General features: G+C 74.6%; 15 protein-coding genes. 4 read left to right on the top strand and 11 right to left on the bottom strand.

Annotated features, from left to right (window positions below; genetic code table 11):
• Window positions 1-174 precede the first annotated feature (174 nt).
• Both BM223_RS18980 and yidC read left to right on the top strand, forming a co-directional pair.
• Entirely contained in the window at window positions 175-474 is a 300-nt protein-coding gene (locus BM223_RS18980) for a hypothetical protein (protein ID WP_038675952.1), read from the top strand.
• Window positions 475-534: 60 nt separating this feature from the next.
• Entirely contained in the window at window positions 535-1,335 is an 801-nt protein-coding gene (yidC, locus tag BM223_RS18975) for a membrane protein insertase YidC (RefSeq protein ID WP_038675950.1), read from the top strand.
• Here the strand turns inward: yidC and BM223_RS18970 are convergent, their stop codons facing one another.
• The 5 genes from BM223_RS18970 to BM223_RS18955 all read right to left on the bottom strand — a co-directional run bounded on the left by BM223_RS18970 (window position 1,336) and on the right by BM223_RS18955 (window position 6,354).
• Window positions 1,336-3,987, bottom strand: coding sequence for an ABC transporter permease (locus BM223_RS18970; RefSeq protein WP_038675948.1), 2,652 nt, complete (start codon window positions 3,985-3,987; stop codon window positions 1,336-1,338).
• Window positions 3,984-4,703 carry an ABC transporter ATP-binding protein gene (locus tag BM223_RS18965; RefSeq protein ID WP_038675946.1) on the bottom strand — a complete coding sequence of 240 codons (720 nt, stop codon included), beginning with the start codon at window positions 4,701-4,703 and terminating at the stop codon, window positions 3,984-3,986. Before BM223_RS18965 ends, BM223_RS18970 begins: the two co-directional genes overlap by 4 nt.
• Window positions 4,700-4,867 (bottom strand): hypothetical protein, encoded by a 168-nt coding sequence (locus BM223_RS29165; RefSeq protein WP_158510148.1) that lies wholly within the window; start codon window positions 4,865-4,867, stop codon window positions 4,700-4,702. The genes BM223_RS18965 and BM223_RS29165 overlap by 4 nt, the downstream gene beginning before the upstream one ends.
• Window positions 4,864-5,490: a PadR family transcriptional regulator gene (locus tag BM223_RS18960; protein ID WP_082003486.1), complete on the bottom strand. Its 627-nt coding sequence runs from the start codon at window positions 5,488-5,490 to the stop codon at window positions 4,864-4,866. Before BM223_RS18960 ends, BM223_RS29165 begins: the two co-directional genes overlap by 4 nt.
• A 105-nt stretch (window positions 5,491-5,595) precedes the next feature.
• The gene (locus tag BM223_RS18955) at window positions 5,596-6,354 is read right to left on the bottom strand and encodes a hypothetical protein (RefSeq protein WP_038675944.1); all 759 of its coding nucleotides are present in this window, start codon (window positions 6,352-6,354) and stop codon (window positions 5,596-5,598) included.
• A 119-nt stretch (window positions 6,355-6,473) separates the two neighbouring features.
• Between BM223_RS18955 and BM223_RS18950 the strand changes: the two genes are divergently transcribed.
• The gene (locus BM223_RS18950) at window positions 6,474-7,235 is read left to right on the top strand and encodes an SDR family oxidoreductase (protein WP_038675943.1); all 762 of its coding nucleotides are present in this window, start codon (window positions 6,474-6,476) and stop codon (window positions 7,233-7,235) included.
• Window positions 7,236-7,255: 20 nt separating this feature from the next.
• Here BM223_RS18950 and BM223_RS28545 read toward each other — a convergent pair whose 3' ends face one another.
• The 5 genes from BM223_RS28545 to BM223_RS30100 all read right to left on the bottom strand — a co-directional run bounded on the left by BM223_RS28545 (window position 7,256) and on the right by BM223_RS30100 (window position 13,195).
• Window positions 7,256-7,873, bottom strand: a complete 618-nt coding sequence (locus BM223_RS28545; protein WP_141267417.1) for a hypothetical protein — start codon at window positions 7,871-7,873, stop codon at window positions 7,256-7,258.
• Window positions 7,870-9,093 carry a DUF7224 domain-containing protein gene (locus tag BM223_RS29855; RefSeq protein WP_038675940.1) on the bottom strand — a complete coding sequence of 408 codons (1,224 nt, stop codon included), beginning with the start codon at window positions 9,091-9,093 and terminating at the stop codon, window positions 7,870-7,872. The genes BM223_RS28545 and BM223_RS29855 overlap by 4 nt, the downstream gene beginning before the upstream one ends.
• A gap of 5 nt (window positions 9,094-9,098) precedes the next feature.
• Window positions 9,099-9,848, bottom strand: coding sequence for an ABC transporter ATP-binding protein (locus tag BM223_RS29850; RefSeq protein WP_235319094.1), 750 nt, complete (start codon window positions 9,846-9,848; stop codon window positions 9,099-9,101).
• Window positions 9,845-10,000: a hypothetical protein gene (locus tag BM223_RS29155; protein WP_158510147.1), complete on the bottom strand. Its 156-nt coding sequence runs from the start codon at window positions 9,998-10,000 to the stop codon at window positions 9,845-9,847. The genes BM223_RS29850 and BM223_RS29155 overlap by 4 nt, the downstream gene beginning before the upstream one ends.
• Window positions 10,001-10,213: 213 nt before the next feature.
• Window positions 10,214-13,195 carry a S8 family serine peptidase gene (locus tag BM223_RS30100; protein WP_075018675.1) on the bottom strand — a complete coding sequence of 994 codons (2,982 nt, stop codon included), beginning with the start codon at window positions 13,193-13,195 and terminating at the stop codon, window positions 10,214-10,216.
• Window positions 13,196-13,295: 100 nt separating this feature from the next.
• Between BM223_RS30100 and BM223_RS18925 the strand changes: the two genes are divergently transcribed.
• Window positions 13,296-14,984 carry an alpha/beta fold hydrolase gene (locus tag BM223_RS18925; protein ID WP_200887048.1) on the top strand — a complete coding sequence of 563 codons (1,689 nt, stop codon included), beginning with the start codon at window positions 13,296-13,298 and terminating at the stop codon, window positions 14,982-14,984.
• Here BM223_RS18925 and BM223_RS18920 read toward each other — a convergent pair.
• Window positions 14,957-16,036, bottom strand: coding sequence for a VanZ family protein (locus BM223_RS18920; RefSeq protein ID WP_038675936.1), 1,080 nt, complete (start codon window positions 16,034-16,036; stop codon window positions 14,957-14,959). The two genes, BM223_RS18925 and BM223_RS18920, sit on opposite strands and share 28 nt — an antisense overlap.
• Between the last annotated feature and the right edge of the window lie 3 nt (window positions 16,037-16,039).

Genomic DNA, 16,039 nt, shown 5'->3' with positions numbered 1-16,039 from the left:
CATGTCGCGGGACAAACAAACAGTCAAGCCTGACTTTAAGTTGGATCGGGGGTGGCCCGGAGGCGGCGGGAGTTTCGCCGGTCGACCGGCGAAACTCACGCTGGACCGATGAAGTTCCGTCGGTCCAGCGTGAGTTTCGTACGTCCAGTCCGGACGCCGGGCTACGCTCGCCGCATGCGCCGCGACGCCGACCCGCTGACCGCACGGGCCTCCGTGCTGGTCGCCGGCCTGCTCGCCGGACTCCTCGCGCTGCTCGCGACGCCCGCCCTGGCCGCCGAGTCCCCGACGTCGGTGGGCCTGACCGTGCTCGCGCTGGCGCTCGCCGCGCTGCTCCACCTCACCGTCGCCGGCTCCCTCGCACCGAGCCCGGTGCCGGCCCACGCGCGCGCCGGTCGATCCGCGCCCGCGCTGACCTCGCGCATCACCGACCCGGTGCACCACCCGGTCCGGCCGCGCGCTCCTGGGGCGGTCTGACGCTCGCGCCCGCCGCGAGCCACGACGCGACCCTTCCCGCATCACCCCAGGAGCTTCCGCATGTCCCCTCTCGAACCGATCTCGCACGCCCTCTCCGGCATCGTCGCCGGCACCCACGCCCTCGCGGCCGCACTCGGTCTGGACCCCGGCGGTGGCGCCGCCTGGCTGCTGAGCATCGCGGGGGTCGTTGTCGTCGTCCGGCTGGCGCTGCTGCCCCTGGCGATCCGCGGCGTCCGGCAGGCGCACGCCGGGGCCCGCGCCCGCCCGCACCTCAAGGAGGTCACCGAGCGCTTCCGCGGGCGGACCGATCCCGAGAGCATGCGCGAGCTGTTCGCCGCGCGCCGCGAGGTCAACGCGGAGCACGGCATCTCCCGGCTCGGCTGCCTGCCCCTGCTCCTGCAGATCCCGGTCTGGATGGCGCTCTACCACCTGCTCGCCCAGGTCGCCGGCGGGACGGCGGTCGGCGCGCTCACGCCCGCACTGGTCGCCTCGTTCGGCGCGGCCACCCTGGCCGGCGTCCCGCTGGCGGCGCACGGCTACCTCGGCGGCGGCGCCGCGCACCTGGCCGTCGTCGCCACCCTGGCCGGGACCGCGGCCGCGCTGAGCTTCGTCACCCAGCGCTTCGTCGTCGCGCCCAACACCGTGCTCGCCGACCTCCCGGACGCGATGGTCCAGGCCCAGCAGCTGATGCCGCTGCTCTCCGCGGCGGGCCTGCTACTCACCGGTGGCATCGCGCCGGTCGCGCTCCTCGCCTACTGGGTGTGCAACGCCGGCTGGACCCTCGGGCAGAGCGCCGTGATCACGCGGTGGTTCCCGACACCGGGCTCCCCGGCGGCGGCGCGGCGCGCCGCCGCCGCGTGATCAGTCGAGGCGCGCGACGAGCGGGAGCCGGCTGCGGGCCGCCAGCCCGACGATCAGCGCGGTCAGCAGCGGCAGCCCCACGACCACGGCACCCAGCAGGGGCCACGGGATGGCGAGGAGGGTGCTGCTGGTGACGTCGTCATAGGTCAGCGGGCGGCTGATCGCGACCCCGGGGATGAAGCCGATCGGGGCGCCGAGCAGCGCGCCCACGAGGCCCACCACCAAGGCGTACGACGCCGCGACCCCGCGCCGGGTCCGGGGCCGGGCGCCGACGGCGGCCATGGTGGCGAAGTCGGGCCGGGCGTCGGAGAGGGCGAGGAAGGTCGCGGTCAGGGTGCCGCCGAGCATGAGGATCCCACCCAGCACGGCGAGGACGATCTTGATGATCCGGGTCGCGGCCTCGGGCTGGTAGCCGCGCTCGACCTGGAGCTCGACGTTGGCAGTGCTGGCGGCGAGCTGCTCGTTGACGTTCTTGAGCGCGCCCTTCTCGATCGTCGGTCGTACGGCGATCGCCGTCGTTGCGGTGGGCAGCCGGAGCAGCGCGGCGGCCTCGGGCGAGAGCACCGCGGCCACGGGCGACGAGCGCTCGGGGACCCGGGCGGCTGCGGCCGGGAGGTCGGCGTGGCGCAGGTGCGCGATCTCGCCGCCCTCGAACGGCACCTCGCCGACCTCGACGGTGAGCCGGTCGGCGGGGAGCGCCTTCTCGCTCCGGTTGCGCAGCACGACGATCCCGCCGTCGGCCAGCACCCGGTCGGCCGCGGCGCGGTCGTCGGGGCGGGTGCCGAGGTAGCCGGGCAGCTCGTCCGCGACGAGGAACGACGTCCCGAGGATCCCCCAGTAGCTGGTCATCACGCGCTGGTCCCCGTGGGCGAGCCCGATGTCGAGCGAGTGGTCCGCGCCGTCCATGACCACGCCGGTGACCCGCTCGCGCGGGGCGTCGGGCAGTCCCTTGCGGAGGATCTCCTCGACCTCGTCGACCTGGCCGGGGGTGGCATCGGTCGGCAGGGACACGGCGCCGTTGCCGATCGGCAGCATCGGCGAGTAGCCCTGCTCGTCGGAGGCCGCCTGGCTGGTGACGGCGATGCCGAGCGCGATCACGCCGGCGACGGTGGCTCCGACGGCGGCGATCGCCGGGACCGTCCGCATCCGGTGCCGCGCGGCGTCGCGGGCGGCGAAGCGCAGGGGCAGCGGGAGCCGCGCGGCGAGCCGGGCGACGGCGGCCACGACCACCGGGACCAGGAAGATCATGCCGACCACGGAGACGATCGCGGAGCCGCCGACGAGCAGCGCCGAGCTGCCGCCGCCGGGCCGGGAACCGGCCACGGAGCCGGCCACGCCGAGCCCGATCAGGACCAGGCCGACCACCGGCGAGCGGCGCGAGGGCCGGCCCTCGCCGCGGCGGCCCGCGAGCACCGCGACGACGTCCTGGCGCGAGGCCGCGAACGCGGGGACGACGGCCGCGAGCAGCGCGGACAGGAAGCCGAACCCGGCCACCAGCGCGACCAGCGCCCACGGCACCTCGAACGGCCCGAACCAGGCGGCGTCGAGCCGCTGCGCGATCGGCACGGCGAGCGTCGAGCCGGCGATCCCGAGACCCACGCCGAGCACGCCGCCCACCAGACCGACGACGACGCCCGAGGCGAGGACGGTACGGCGCGCCTGGGCCGGCGTCCCGCCGCTGGCCGCGACGAGGGCGAGGGTGTGCGCCTGGGCGCGCGCCCGGACCGCGAACGCCGGCCCGGCGAGCAGCACCACCTCGAGCAGCACCATCGCGACGACCAGGCCGAGCACGGTGAGCGCGGTGTCGTCACCTTCGTCGCCGCCGCGCATGTCGGGGGCGAGCGCGGACTCCGGCGGCGGGTCGGTGAGCACCTGGCGCGAGGCGACGATGACACCGAGCGCGTTGAGCGCGCGCACGTCGGACCAGGTCACCGGACCGCCCCCGACGAGCAGCTGGGGCGGACCGTCGTCGGCCGTCGGCTCGCCGAGCGCGCCGGGCAGGACCGCCGCCCACGCCCGGGTGCGGCTGTCGGCGTAGTCGCCGACACCGACGACGCGCAGCTCGATCGGGACCTTCGTGCCGTCGGGCGCCCGGCGCTCGAGCACGAGCGTGTCGCCGAGCCCCGGACCGCGGTCGGCGACCGCCTGGTTGACGACGACCTCGTCCACGGAGCGGGGGAAGCGGCCGTCGTCGAGGCGGAACAGCCCGGCGGCGAGCGGCTGGCGGAGGTCGGCCACGAGCAGGTTGGTGCCCGCGATCCCGTGCGTGGTCCGGTAGTCGGCGGAGTCGCGGCGCACCGGCAGCAGCGGACGGTCGCCGAGGACGGTGCGGATCTCGGCCTCGGTCGCGGGCGGCTCGTTCTCGGCGCCCCACGCCGTGCCGTCGTCCGGGTCGAACTTCTGGGCCACGTCGCGCGTCTGCTGCGGCGTCAGGACCGCCGCCGCGGCGCCCATCCGGCGGGTCACGCTCTCGGCGGAGCTGACGTCCGAGGTGCGCCACACGACGGTCGCCGCGCTCACCGCCATCACCGGCAGGCAGATGAGGAGAAGCATCAGCGCGGTCTGCGCCTTGCGGCGCCAGGCCTCGCGGCGGGCCAGGCGCAGAGCGACCCGCCAGCCGCCGAGCCGGCTGCTCGTCGTACCGCCGCTCATCGGGCGGCGGGCTCGGTGAGCGTCTCGGCGCGGTCGGCACCGGTCTCGTCGACCACCACGCCGTCCCGCAGGAACACGACCCGGTCGGCCCACGCCGCGTGGCGCGCCTCGTGGGTGACCAGGACGCCGGCCGCGCCGGCGTCGCAGCGCGCCCGGAGCAGGCGCAGGATCTCCTCGCCGGTCTCGGTGTCGAGCGCACCCGTGGGCTCGTCGGCGAGGATCAGCCGCCGCTCGGCGACGACCGCGCGCGCGATCGCGACCCGCTGCTGCTGGCCGCCCGACATGTCGTCCGGGAACCGGTCGGCGAGGTGCGGGATGCCGACCTCCTCGAGCGCCTGGCGGGCCTCCGCGCGGGCCTGGCGCGGCGCGACGCCGTCGAGCTCGCGCGGCAGGGCGACGTTCTCGGCCGCGGTCAGCGCGGGGATCAGGTTGAAGCCCTGGAACACGTAGCCGATCGACGTCCGCCGCATCCGGGCCCGCTCGGGCTGCCCGAGCCGGGCCAGGTCGACGCCCTCGACCGTGACCGCGCCGCTCGTCGGCTGGTCGAGACCCCCGGCGATCGTGAGCAGAGTGGACTTGCCGGAGCCCGACGGGCCCATCACGGCGACCAGCTCGCCGGCGTACGCGGCGAACGAGACGCCGCGCAGCGCCTGGACCTCGTGGGGCGCCTCGCCGTGCACGCGCACGACGTCGGTGAGCTGCAGGACGGCGGTCATCGGTCGGCCTCCGGGTGGGTCGGGGTGGGGCGGGCGGCGCGGGTGGCGCGGATGGCGCGGGTGGGGGGCGCGGTGGGGTGGGTGCTCAGCCGGGCGCGGGCGTCGGCGAGCCAGCGGCGCTCGGCGTGGGCGAGGCGGCGGGCTGCCTGCTCGTCGGGGGTCATCGGCGCGTCCGGTCGGCGTGAGTTTCGCCGGTCGACCGGCGAAACTCACGCTTGACCGATGAAGTTCCGTCGGTCAAGCGTGAGTTTTGTACGTCAAGTTCCGCCGCCGCCCGCCGCAGCCGGGCCTCACAGTGGTCGAGCCAGCGGACCTCGGCCTCGGCCGCGAAGACCAGCGAGTCGAGCACCAGGCTCCAGGCGAGCTCGGCGCGCGCGGTGCCGGTGGCCTGGCGCTTGAGGCGGGTGTAGTCCTGCAGCGCAGCCATCGTGGCGCTGCGCTGCTGCTGGATGACCGTCGCGACGTCCACCCCGGGCACGGTCACCGCCAGGGCGAGCTTGATCGCCAGCTCGTCGCGCGGCGGCTGGGTCCGCGCCACCGGCGTGGTGAACCAGGTCGCGACCTCGTCGCGGCCGGCGTCGGTGATCCGGTAGATCACGTGCCCCTCGGTGTCCTCACCGCCACCCTGCGCCAGGCCGTCGCGCTCGAGCCGGCTCAGCGTCGTGTAGACCTGCCCGACGTTGAGCGGCCAGGTGGTGCCGGTGCGCTGCTCGAACTCCGCGCGCAGCTGGTAGCCGTACATCGGCTCCTGCTCCAGCAGGGCGAGGAGAGCGTGCTTCACGGACATGCGGGGGTCTCCGTCCAGGGGTACATACCGGGTATGGGGATATGTATACCCGGTATGTGGTCGCTGGTCGAACCGGCGCGCGCCCTCGCCCTCGGTCGTCCGGAGTCAGGGGTAGCCGACCAGCAGCGACGTCGAACCGGCGGGCGGCATGTTCTTCCACAGTGCCGCCGATCCGGTGGTGGCGCCGATGATCGCCACCGGGTCGTCCTCGTAGAAGTAGTCGAGGACGGTGCACATGGGCCCTGAGGGCACCGTCGCCACGACCAGGCCGGCCGACGTCGCCTTCGCCTTGAACACCTGGGTCAGGGGATCGAAGGTGCCACTGACCCAGCCAGTGCCGGTCGTGGTGGTGGCCGTGTCGGCCGCGCCACCGACGTAGAACGTGCAGCCGGCCACGTCGACGTACGCCCGGATGTCGTAGATCTTGGCGGGGTACTCGGCGACCGCCCGGAGCCCGGTCGTGCCCGTCGCGCTCGGGACGACGACGGGGTCGCCGGTGAGGGCGAGCTTCCAGGTGCCCTGCGGTGTCACCGTGGAGGACCAGACCGGATGGCTGCACCCGCTGCTCGTGGTGCCCATCGAGGCGGCCGCCGGGCCGGTGCTACCGGTCGGAGCGGCGTAGGCGCGGCTGGTGCCCGGGCTGGAGACGGTGCCTCCCAGGGTGAACGACGTGCAGTCGAGCGTGAACCCTCCCAGCGGGAAGTCGATCTTGATGGCGCCCTGGTTGACGAAGCTGACCGCTGGTCCGCCGGTCGGCTTGTAGGTCGTCCAGGCCTGGGCCGAGGTTGCCGTCAGGGCCAGCGTCGCGCTGGTCGCCGCGGTCGCGGCCAGCACGGCCCGAGCGGCGCGGTGGGTGATGGCCATGGGGGTCTCCTCGGGTGCGGTGGATCCACCACTGTCAGAGTCCCGGTGCCTCCCGTCAACGCTCACTCGGCGATCCCTCACCAAGTCCGGACGCCCGTCCGGTGAGCCACACTGACCCCATGGCGAAGACGATCCTGATCACCGGCGCGTCCAGCGGCCTGGGCGCCGAGATGGCCCGCCAGCTCTCCGACAAGGGGTACGACGTCGGGCTGGCCGCGCGGCGCACCGAGCGGCTGGAGGAGCTGGCGAGCGAGATCACGGCGAAGCACCCCGAGCGCAAGGTCGCCTACCGGGCGCTCGACGTGACCGACCACGAGGCGGTCTTCCGGGTCTTCGGCGAGCTGCGCGACGAGCTCGGTCGGCTCGACCGGGTGGTCGTCAACGCCGGGCTCGGCAAGGGTGCCAAGCTCGGCACCGGGCGGTTCGACGCCAACCTCGAGACCGCGATGACCAACTTCGTCGGGGCGCTCGCGCAGACCGAGGCGGCGATGGAGATCTTCCGCGCCCAGGAGGCGGGGCACCTGGTGATGGTGTCGTCGATGTCCGCGATGCGCGGGATGCCGTCGTCCATGACGACGTACGCCGCCACGAAGGCCGGCGTCGCCCACCTGGCCGAGGGGCTGCGGACCGAGCTGCACGGCACCCGGCTGCAGAAGAGGATCAAGGTCACGGTGCTCTACCCGGGCTACATCCGCTCGGAGATGAACGACAAGGTGGAGCAGTCGACGCCGCTGATGTCGTCGACCGAGAAGGGCGTGCGGGCGATGGTCGCGGCGATCGAGAAGGAGGTCGCCGACGCGTGCGTGCCGCCGCTGCCGTGGGCCGCGATGGCGCCGGTGATGAAGCACGCGCCGCTCGGGGTGCTGAAGAAGCTGATCTGAGGGGAGGGCCGGCCGACCCGTCACAGCGCGCCGACGTCGGTGGCGTAGAGGCGGACGTGCACCCTCCCGGTGACCAGCAGTCCGGCCGCGACGAGGCAGGTCGCGATCCCGCAGCCGAGAGCCCAGGCGGGTTCGCCGTCGGGCTGCAGCAGGTGGACGAAGCGGGCTGCGGGAGCGTTGCGGGGGTAGACCGACGTGAGCAGGGCCAGCAGGGTGCTCGCGAAGATGCCCGCGGCCGGTCCAGCACGGAGCGTCCCGGCGCAGGTGAGACCGGCGAGCATGAGGACGGCGGCCAGGCCGTGCACCCCACCGCCCGCGACCCCCGCGACGAGCCCGCCCGCGGCTGCTGATCCCGTCAGGAAGAGACCGGCGTCGTGGACGCCGAGGCGCGACGCCGGGAGCCGCGCGAGGAGGGCAGGCCTGGCCTCCGTGCCGAGCCCGCGCCCGGTGAACGCGTCGGCGATCGCGGCGGCCCAGATCAGCGGCAGGAAGGTGTCCAGGAAGACCACGCCCGACGTCGTCCCGAAGAGCGCGGGGACGCTGAGCGAGAGCTCGCCGGCCGCACGGTCGAGGGCCACCAGCGCGAGAGCGGCGGCGGCCAGCCAGCCCGCGCGCCGGGCCCGGAGCCAGAGGATCATCGGGTCCGCGCGCACCTGATCTCGGCGACGCTCGCGCGGAACCAGCGCGCCACCTCCGGGGGCGTCCGCTCCCGCAGCGCCAGCGCGTCCTCGGCCGCGGCGACCGGCCCGGTCCCGAGCCGCGGGACGACGTCGTCGGGGCGGAGCCCGGTCAGCAGGGCGACCAGCGCCACCGACCTGTCGCGGGCGGCGCTCGGGGCCGAGCGACATCCGGCGCGAGCGTCGACGTAACCGGAGGCGACGCCGAGGCGCAGGTCCTGCGACGAGAGGCCGGCGCCCGCCTCGACCGATACGGCGTCCGGGACGGGGCCGCCCTGGACCAGGCGGTGGACGGGCGCCAGGCCGAGCAGCCGCAGCTCGGGGCCCAGCGCGTTGACGATGCGGGCCAGTGCGACCGCCCGGTCACCGTTCTCCGGCCACAGGCAGACCTCGACGTCGTACGTCGTCCGGCAGGTCAGCGACGTCGTGCGCGGCTCGGTCGCGGTGAGGTCGAGCGGGCGGTCCGACGTGCCCAGGGTGGCCGCGCCCGCCCCGAACCCGGCAGCGAGCGCAGCGACCAGTGCGACGGCGACCAGGAGCCGCGGGATCCGCGGGGAGCGCGCGGGCGCCAGCAGGCACGCGATGCTCGCGCTGGTCACCAGGAGCAGCAGCAGCGTGGCCTGGACCGCGACCGCGGCGGGCCGGGTGTCGGACGAGCAGCAGCCGAAGGTCGAGTCGAGGTTGTGCACGAGGGTGCTCGCGCTCGCCGGCCCGTAGCCGATCCAGGCGAACCAGCCGACGGCCGCCAGCGGCACCGCCACGACGGCGGGGAACGCCCAGGCGCACGCCAGACCCGTCAGACCTGCCGTCAGGACGGTCAGGAAGTCGATCGCCAGGAGCGCCCACGCAGGCCCGTCGTCCGGGACGGCTCGTCCGCTCACGAGCACGGCGAGGCACAGTGCCGTGGGCGCGCCCAGGAGGAGCGGCCACCAGGCCCGGACGGCGAGCCGGAGTCCCGAGCGGACCGACCGGAGCGGGCGGGTGAGGCTCGTGAAGCCGCGGTACTGCAGGGCCATGAAGGCCGCCGTCGCCGGGGCCGCGACGTAGAGGCCGATGCCGGCCTGCGCGAGATCACCCGCGGCGTAGCCGATCGGGACCGTCAGCCGCGCGCCGTACCAGGCCGCGAGGGCGAACAGGACCGGCAGGAACCAGGCCGCGCCACTGCGCACGACCGCGCGCACCGGCGTCAATGCCGGCCCCCGCCGACGATCGCGCTGAAGGCCTCCGCCAGGGTCGTGGCGCCGCCGGCGGCAGACACGTGCTGCTGGACGAACCCGGCCGGCGTCCCGTCGAACCTGATGCGGCCGTCGGCCAGGATCACCACGCGGTCGACGTCGTCGACGAGGTCGCTGATCTGGTGGGTCGAGATGACCACGCCGCCCGGGCAGGCGATGTCCTTGACCAGGGCGCGGAAGCCCAGTGTCTGCGCCGGGTCGAGGCCCGCGGTCGGCTCATCGAGCAGCAGCACGTCGCCCCGGCGCACGAGGGCCTGCGCCAGGCCGACGCGGCGCAGCTGCCCTCCCGAGAGACGGTCGGTGCGGACGGCGCGCTTGTCGTCCAGGTCGACCCGGCTGATGGCCTCCCCCGCCGCGTCGCGCGCCTGGCGGCGCGAGAGCCCACCGACCCAGGCGACGTACTCGACCTGCTCCGCAACGGTCATGCCGCGCCCCGGCTGGACGTCCTGCGGCATCCACCCGACCCGCCGGAAGAGCTCGCGACGCGACGCCACCCCGCCGACGCGCACCTCGCCGCCGGTGGGCCGGTCGAAGCCGCTGAGGAGACGCAGCAGCGTCGACTTCCCCGCGCCATTGGGCCCGAGCAGGAGGGTGGTCTCGTGCGGTGCGACCTGCCAGGTGAAGTCGTCGAACACCCGGGTCCGGCGCAGCCGGCCGTACGAGAACCGCAGGCCGGCTGCCTCGAGAACGGGCTCGCTCACCAGTGCTCGGTGAGCTTCTTGACGGTGGTGCTGCCGGAGAACTCGGTGACGTCGAAGTGGTAGTTGCCCGCGGGCACGTCGCCGGCGTAGACGGCGTCGGTGTTGCCGTCGTACCAGCTGTTCGACGCGTCACCGCTGGTCCAGCCGGTCATCGAGCTGGTCCTCGTCGCCTCGGCGAACGCCGGGGCCGCGACACCGGCCGCCGCTCCTCCATGGTTCCTCCTCGTGGTCCGAGCCCCCGGGAGGTCCAATCTCGTCTCGTCCGCGCAGGAGTCAATCCGGACGGCGGTCCCTGTTCGCAGAACGTCGATGATGCGCACCGAGGGCCCGGCCCGCGCAGCGCGGAGCCGGGCCCTCGGCGTCCGTCAGGGGCTGACGGTCGTGTCCACGTACACGTACGTCGACCCCGGCGCCCCGTCGTACCCGAGCAGCCCGAAGTAGTGGCCGTCCGGGTCGAGGCCGGTCCAGGAGACGTCGAACGAGGTGTCGCCGCCGGTGGTGACCGGGACCGGGTCGGGGTCGACCTTCAGGTTGCCGACCGAGGGGGAGCCGCCGAGGTCGTAGACGCGCAGCGAGTAGGGCACGGGGGTGCCCTGGTCGCCGGCGGCGAAGGCGTCGATCTCGACGATGTAGGTGCCGGCGGGGGCGTTCTCGAGGGAGAACGTCTCGCCGGCGGACGGCGTCGCGATCTCGCCGGCGACGGCGGTGACCGAGCCGGGGTCGCAGGTGCGCGACTTGTAGACGTACATGTCGAGGTCGCTCTCGGCGTCGGGGGCGACCAGGTCGAACTGCGCGAGGTCGTTGCCGGCGCCGACGGTGACGCACTCGAGGGCGTAGTCGCCGACCTCGAGCCCGCCCTCGGCGACCTGTCCCTTCACCAGGCCGGCGTGGGCGACGTCGAGCTCGCCGGTGAAGCCGCCGGTGATGGGAACCGGCACCGAGCCGTCGGTGCCGGTGCCGGCGACCGAGGCGGGTGCCTTGACCGAGACCGGGCGGAGGGCGACGGGCAGGCGGACGGTGGTGGGCCCGGTGAGGGTGATGTGGCCGAAGGCCCACGCGCTGAGGGGGGCGGTCGTCCGGTCGAACCGGAAGTCGACCGCGGTCTCCTGGCCGGCGCGGCGGGCCGAGACGGTGCTCCGGCTGGCGGTGCTCCGGAAGCCCGGGACGTCGACCTTGACCCGCCAGGTGCCACGGCGGGCGGCGGTGAAGGTGCGGGTCAGGGTCGCGGATGTCATCACGTGGCCCTCGGCGAGCGACGGCAGGTTGACCTCGTTGGGCGCGAGCGCGGGGACGCCGGTGTCGAGGCCGAGGCCGGTGACGTAGCCGCGCCACTGCTCCCAGTCGGAGAGCACGAACAGGCCGGGATCGAGGAAGGACCGGGGGTTCACGTGCCCGGCGCCCTGGGCGAACAGGTCGCGCGAGGGCTTGCCGGCCGCATCCTTCAGGTCGTAGGCGGTGGTCATCATCGCCGACTTGATCTGCATCGGCGTCCACGCCGGGTGCACGCCCTGGACGATCGCGGCGAGGCCGGCGACGTGGGGGGCGGCCATCGAGGTGCCGGAGTAGAGGTCGTAGTCGCGCCCGTGGTTGGACGGCGGCGCGACCGCCGCGAGGACCGAGACGCCCGGCGCGGCGAGGTCCGGCTTGAGCAGGTCGCTGTCGTCGGAGGCGGCCGGGCCGCGCGAGGAGAAGCCGGCGACCTGCGGCACCGGCGTGACGGTGCCGGTCTGGTTGCCGAGCACGAAGCTCACCGTGGCACCGGCTCCCGCCGAGGAGAGGTACGCGTCGACCTTGGGGGCGTCCACGTGCGACACGTGCACCGTCGGTACGGCGTGGAAATCGGCGTCGAGGCTGCCCTCGGTGACGTTGACCAGGAGCATGCCCACGCCTCCGGCGCGCTCGACCTCCTCGCTCTTCACGACCCGGTCGACACCGCCGCGCTCGCACACCACGACCGCGCCGGCGACCTCGGCCGGGTCGAGGCTGCCAGGTGCGCAGAGCGCCGTGCCGTCACCGGCCTCGGCCGCGGAGACGAGGCGGGTCGAGGGCAGCGCGGTGCTGCTGATCGAGGCGCCGACGAGCTTCTCGCCGTTGCCCAGGACCGCGGTGTTCTCGAAGCTGTGGTGCGTGCTCGCGGCGACCGTGGTCACCCACGGGCTGTTGTGCGCGACCGTCGACGCACCCGGACCCTCGTTGCCCGCGGAGGCGGCGACGAAGACACCGGCCTCGGCGGCACCCTCGAAGGCGATCTCCGCGGCCTCGAGCGTGGTGTCGGTCGGCCCGGAGATCGAGTAGTTGAGCACGTCGACGCCGTCGGTGACCGCCTGCTCGATCGCGGCGACCAGGTCGGACGTCGTCCCGGAGGCGCGGCCGTCGTCGGTCGCCCACAGTGCCTTGTAGACGGCGATCCTGGCGCCCGGCGCGACGCCGCTGACGTCGCCGAACTCGACGCCCTCGGTGGCGACGTCGCGCACCGGGTTGCCGGCCGCCGTCGACGCCGTGTGCGAGCCGTGGCCGTTGCCGTCGCGCGCGGAGAGGTAGTCGGCCTCGATGGTGCGGTTCTCGCCGTACCCCTTGACGAACGAGCGCGCCGAGATGAGCTTGCTGTTGCAGTCGGTGACGGCGAACTCCTCACCGGTCTCGCACTCGCCGCGGAAGACGTTGCCGTCGGACTTCTTCATCGACGTCACCCGGCCGCTGATCTTCAGGCCCCAGCGGCCCTGCGGCTTGGCGGTGAGCCGGCTGCCGCGGAACGACGCCGACTCCGGCCAGATGCCGCTGTCGATGACGCCCACGACGACGCCGTCGCCCGCGCGGTCCTGCCCGCCCGCCTGCTTCCACACGCCGCGCTTGCCGGTCAGGCCCAGGAAGTCGGGGGTGTTCCAGGTGTCGGCGTGGACGATCGTGTCCTTCTGCACCATCAGCACGCGCCGGTCGGTGGCGAGCTCGGTGGCCTGCTTCGCGGTGAGGTCGGCGACGAAGCCGTTGGCCGAGATGGTGTAGTGCTCCGCGATGTCGAAGCCGAGGTCGTCGGCCAGCCGGTCGTGGCTGCCCCGCAGCTTCTTCGTGTACGACGCGACGCCGGTCCCCTTCGCGTCGAACTGCTTGCCCCCTGCCGCGCGGGTCTTGCCGTACGTCGTCGCGCCCGGCGCCGCGAGCATGACGACGTAGCGCCCTGCCTGGTAGCGGGTCAGGTCGTCGCGCTGCGCGGTGCGACCGGTGCCGTCGGCCGCGCCGGGCCCGGGATCACCCGGTCCGGACGGGTCCGCGACGGCAGGTGAGCCGAGCGTGAGGGTGAGGCCGAGCACCGAGGCTGCGGCCACCACGAGTCTTCCCGAGACGTGCATGAAGTTGTCCTCCGGTCCGAGATGGGCGGCGGGCTGGAGGCGCCCACCAGGCATCACCCCATCGGCTCCCGCGGCCGGCGTCAAGGCTTACGCTGCGGTCGTGGCGATCCCCCCAGCCGTCCTCCTCGCCGCCCGGACGACGACCGCTCTCGTGCTGGTGGCGCTCGGCGCGGTGCTCGCGGTGCGGCCGTTCACGTCGCTCGCGGTGCTGCTCCTGCTGCTCGTCGTGGGCCTCGTCGTGCTCGCGGCGGGCGAGCTGGTCGACCTCCCCGACGACCCGGTGCACCGCCGGCTCGCCCAGGCCCGCGCCGCGGTGGCGGTGCTGGCGGCGGCCGTCCTCGTGCTGTGGACGGGCGCCGGCATCGCTGCCGTCGTCGTGGTCGTCGGGGCCGGCCTGCTCGGGCACGGCGTCCTGGAGCTCTGGACCGCCCGCCGGCTGCACGCGACCGAGCGGTGGAGTGCGGCGCTGGGCGGCATCGCCTCGGTGGCGCTCGGCCTGCTCGCGCTGACCTGGCCGGACGTGAGCGTCGTGCTGGTCGGGGTGCTGTTCGGCGTCCGGCTGGTGCTGCTCGGCGCCCGGGTGCTCACCGGTCGCCGGCGCCGGGAGCGCCGCAGCGTCGCCGGCAGCGCGCTCGTCGCCGCCCTCGCGCTGGCCCTGCTGGTGCTCGGGCTCACCCTCGACCGCGCCGCGCCACGGCCGGACGCCTTCTACAGCGCGCCCGCGTCGGTTCCGTCGGAGCCGGGACGGCTGCTGCGCAGCGAGCCGTTCACCCGCGACATCCCGGACGGCGCGCAGGCGTGGCGGATCCTCTACACGACCACGCTCGACGACGGCGTGCCCGCGCTGGCGAGCGCGCTCGTCGTCGTGCCGCGCGAGCGGAGCGGCCCGCTGCCCGTCGTCGCCTGGGCGCACGGCACCACCGGCGCCGCCCGTGGCTGCGCCCCGACGGTCGGCGAGCCGTTCGAGTCGGGTGCGTTCTACGCGCTGGACGACGTGCTCGACCGGGGCTGGGGACTGGTCGCCACCGACTACCCCGGGCTCGGCACCGCGGGCCCGCACCCCTACCTGATCGGGCAGGGCGAGGGGCGCTCGGTGCTCGACGCGACCCGGGCTGCGCGCGAGCTGACCGCCGCCGGGCTCGGGGAGCAGACGGTGGTGTGGGGACACAGCCAGGGCGGGCACGCGGCGCTCTGGGCGGGCGCCCTGGCGCCGTCGTACGCGCCGGACGTGCGGCTCGACGGCGTCGCCGCGCTCGCGCCGGCCGCCAACCTGCCGGCCCTGGTCGACAGCCTCGACGAGGTGACCGGCGGCGAGATCTTCGCGTCGTACGTGATCGACGCCTACGCCCGCGCCTACGACGACATCCGGCTCGCCGACTACGTCCGCCCGGCTGCACGCCCGATCGTCCGCGAGACGGCCGCCCGCTGCCTGGGCGAGCCGAGCATGCTGGTCTCGGTCGCGACGGTGCTCTCGCTCGACAAGCCGATCTGGTCGCGCGACCCGGGCGCCGGCCCGTTCGCCGTCCGGCTGCGCGAGAACGTGCCCACCGGTCCCGTCACCGCGCCGCTGCTGCTCGCGCAGGGCGCGGCCGACGAGCTCGTGACACCGGCCGCGCAGGACGCCTACGTCGCCGACCGCTGCGCCGACGGCCAGCCGATCGACCACCGGACCTACCCGGGACGCGACCACGTGGGCCTGGTCGAGGCGGACTCACCGGCGATCGCGGACCTGCTGACCTGGACCGAGGAGCGGTTCGCCGGTCAGCCCGGCCGCGACACCTGCTCGTAGGCCCGGGGCTGCACGATCTCGAGGTCCATGCCGGCCACGGTGTGCGAGAGCCCGCGGTGCTCGCGCCCGCGGACCGCTGCCGCGACCGTCACGACCCCGAAGAGCAGCAGCGCCGGACCGGACCACGCCTGCGGCGTCGCCATCAGGGCGACGAGCGGACCGACGCCGGTGAGCAGCTTGACCAGCCGGGCCAGCACGGCGGGACGACGCCGGGCGACCGCCCGGACTGCGACCGCCCACTCGCCGACCGTGCGCCCGCCGAGCAGCACCGCCGCGGCCTCGACCGCGGCCGGAACGCCCCACTGGAGCAGGCGTTGCGGCTGTGCGCGGAGGTCGTCGAGCTCGACGCCGACGACATAGAGCTGGAACGCGCGGTAGGCGACGACGAGCGCCGCGCCGGTGAGCACGACGAACAGCACGTCGCACACCATGCCGATCATCCGCCGGCCGAACGTGATCGACGTCGGCCACACCACCTCGGGCCGGGTCCGCCGGATGAAGATCGCCGCGACGAGCGATCCCGCGGTCGCACCGAGGGTGTTGAGGATCAGGTCGTCGACGTCGAAGAGCCGGTACGCGCAGTCGTAGAGGTGCCACACCCCGGTGGTCTGGGTGGTCTCGATGAGCAGCGAGACACCGAAGCCGAGCACCGTCGCGACGACGACGCCGCGCCGCGCGATACGCCGTACGAAGTAGCCGAGCGGGACGAACAGCAGCACGTTGAGCGCCACCTGCAGGAACGCCGCGTCGCGCACGAGCGCCGACAACCCCGCCCGCGAGCCCGCGTCGCCCCAGGCGATCGCGCCGATCGTGTCGAAGGGCGTGGTCTGCCGGCCCACGCAGGTGAAGTCGCCCTCGACCGGCATCGGCAGCAGCGTGTAGGTCCACAGCGCGAGGCCGTAGACCGCGACCGCCAGGAGGGTGAGCAGGTCGCGTGGGCTGAGCCGGCCGTCGCGGCGGTACTCCACGGCCGCGACGGGGAGCAGCAGGACGACCGCCACCACGCTGCCGAGCGCGGTGGCGAGGACGCCGTTCATCAGCTGGTCGGACACGGG

Origin of the sequence: Pimelobacter simplex (assembly GCF_900114845.1) — a bacterium.
GTDB lineage: Bacteria > Actinomycetota > Actinomycetes > Propionibacteriales > Nocardioidaceae > Nocardioides > Nocardioides simplex.
This window is presented reverse-complemented; position numbering and strand designations above follow the sequence as displayed.

Coding starts and splice junctions, on each gene's coding strand:
- BM223_RS29165 (WP_158510148.1), bottom strand. CDS start 4,867: ATGACCCCCGACGAGCAGGCAGCCCGCCGCCTCGCCCACGCCGAGCGC.
- BM223_RS18980 (WP_038675952.1), top strand. CDS start 175: ATGCGCCGCGACGCCGACCCGCTGACCGCACGGGCCTCCGTGCTGGTC.
- BM223_RS18955 (WP_038675944.1), bottom strand. CDS start 6,354: ATGGCCATCACCCACCGCGCCGCTCGGGCCGTGCTGGCCGCGACCGCG.
- yidC (WP_038675950.1), top strand. CDS start 535: ATGTCCCCTCTCGAACCGATCTCGCACGCCCTCTCCGGCATCGTCGCC.
- BM223_RS29155 (WP_158510147.1), bottom strand. CDS start 10,000: ATGACCGGCTGGACCAGCGGTGACGCGTCGAACAGCTGGTACGACGGC.
- BM223_RS18970 (WP_038675948.1), bottom strand. CDS start 3,987: ATGAGCGGCGGTACGACGAGCAGCCGGCTCGGCGGCTGGCGGGTCGCT.
- BM223_RS18950 (WP_038675943.1), top strand. CDS start 6,474: ATGGCGAAGACGATCCTGATCACCGGCGCGTCCAGCGGCCTGGGCGCC.
- BM223_RS18965 (WP_038675946.1), bottom strand. CDS start 4,703: ATGACCGCCGTCCTGCAGCTCACCGACGTCGTGCGCGTGCACGGCGAG.
- BM223_RS28545 (WP_141267417.1), bottom strand. CDS start 7,873: ATGATCCTCTGGCTCCGGGCCCGGCGCGCGGGCTGGCTGGCCGCCGCC.
- BM223_RS18960 (WP_082003486.1), bottom strand. CDS start 5,490: ATGTCCGTGAAGCACGCTCTCCTCGCCCTGCTGGAGCAGGAGCCGATG.
- BM223_RS30100 (WP_075018675.1), bottom strand. CDS start 13,195: ATGCACGTCTCGGGAAGACTCGTGGTGGCCGCAGCCTCGGTGCTCGGC.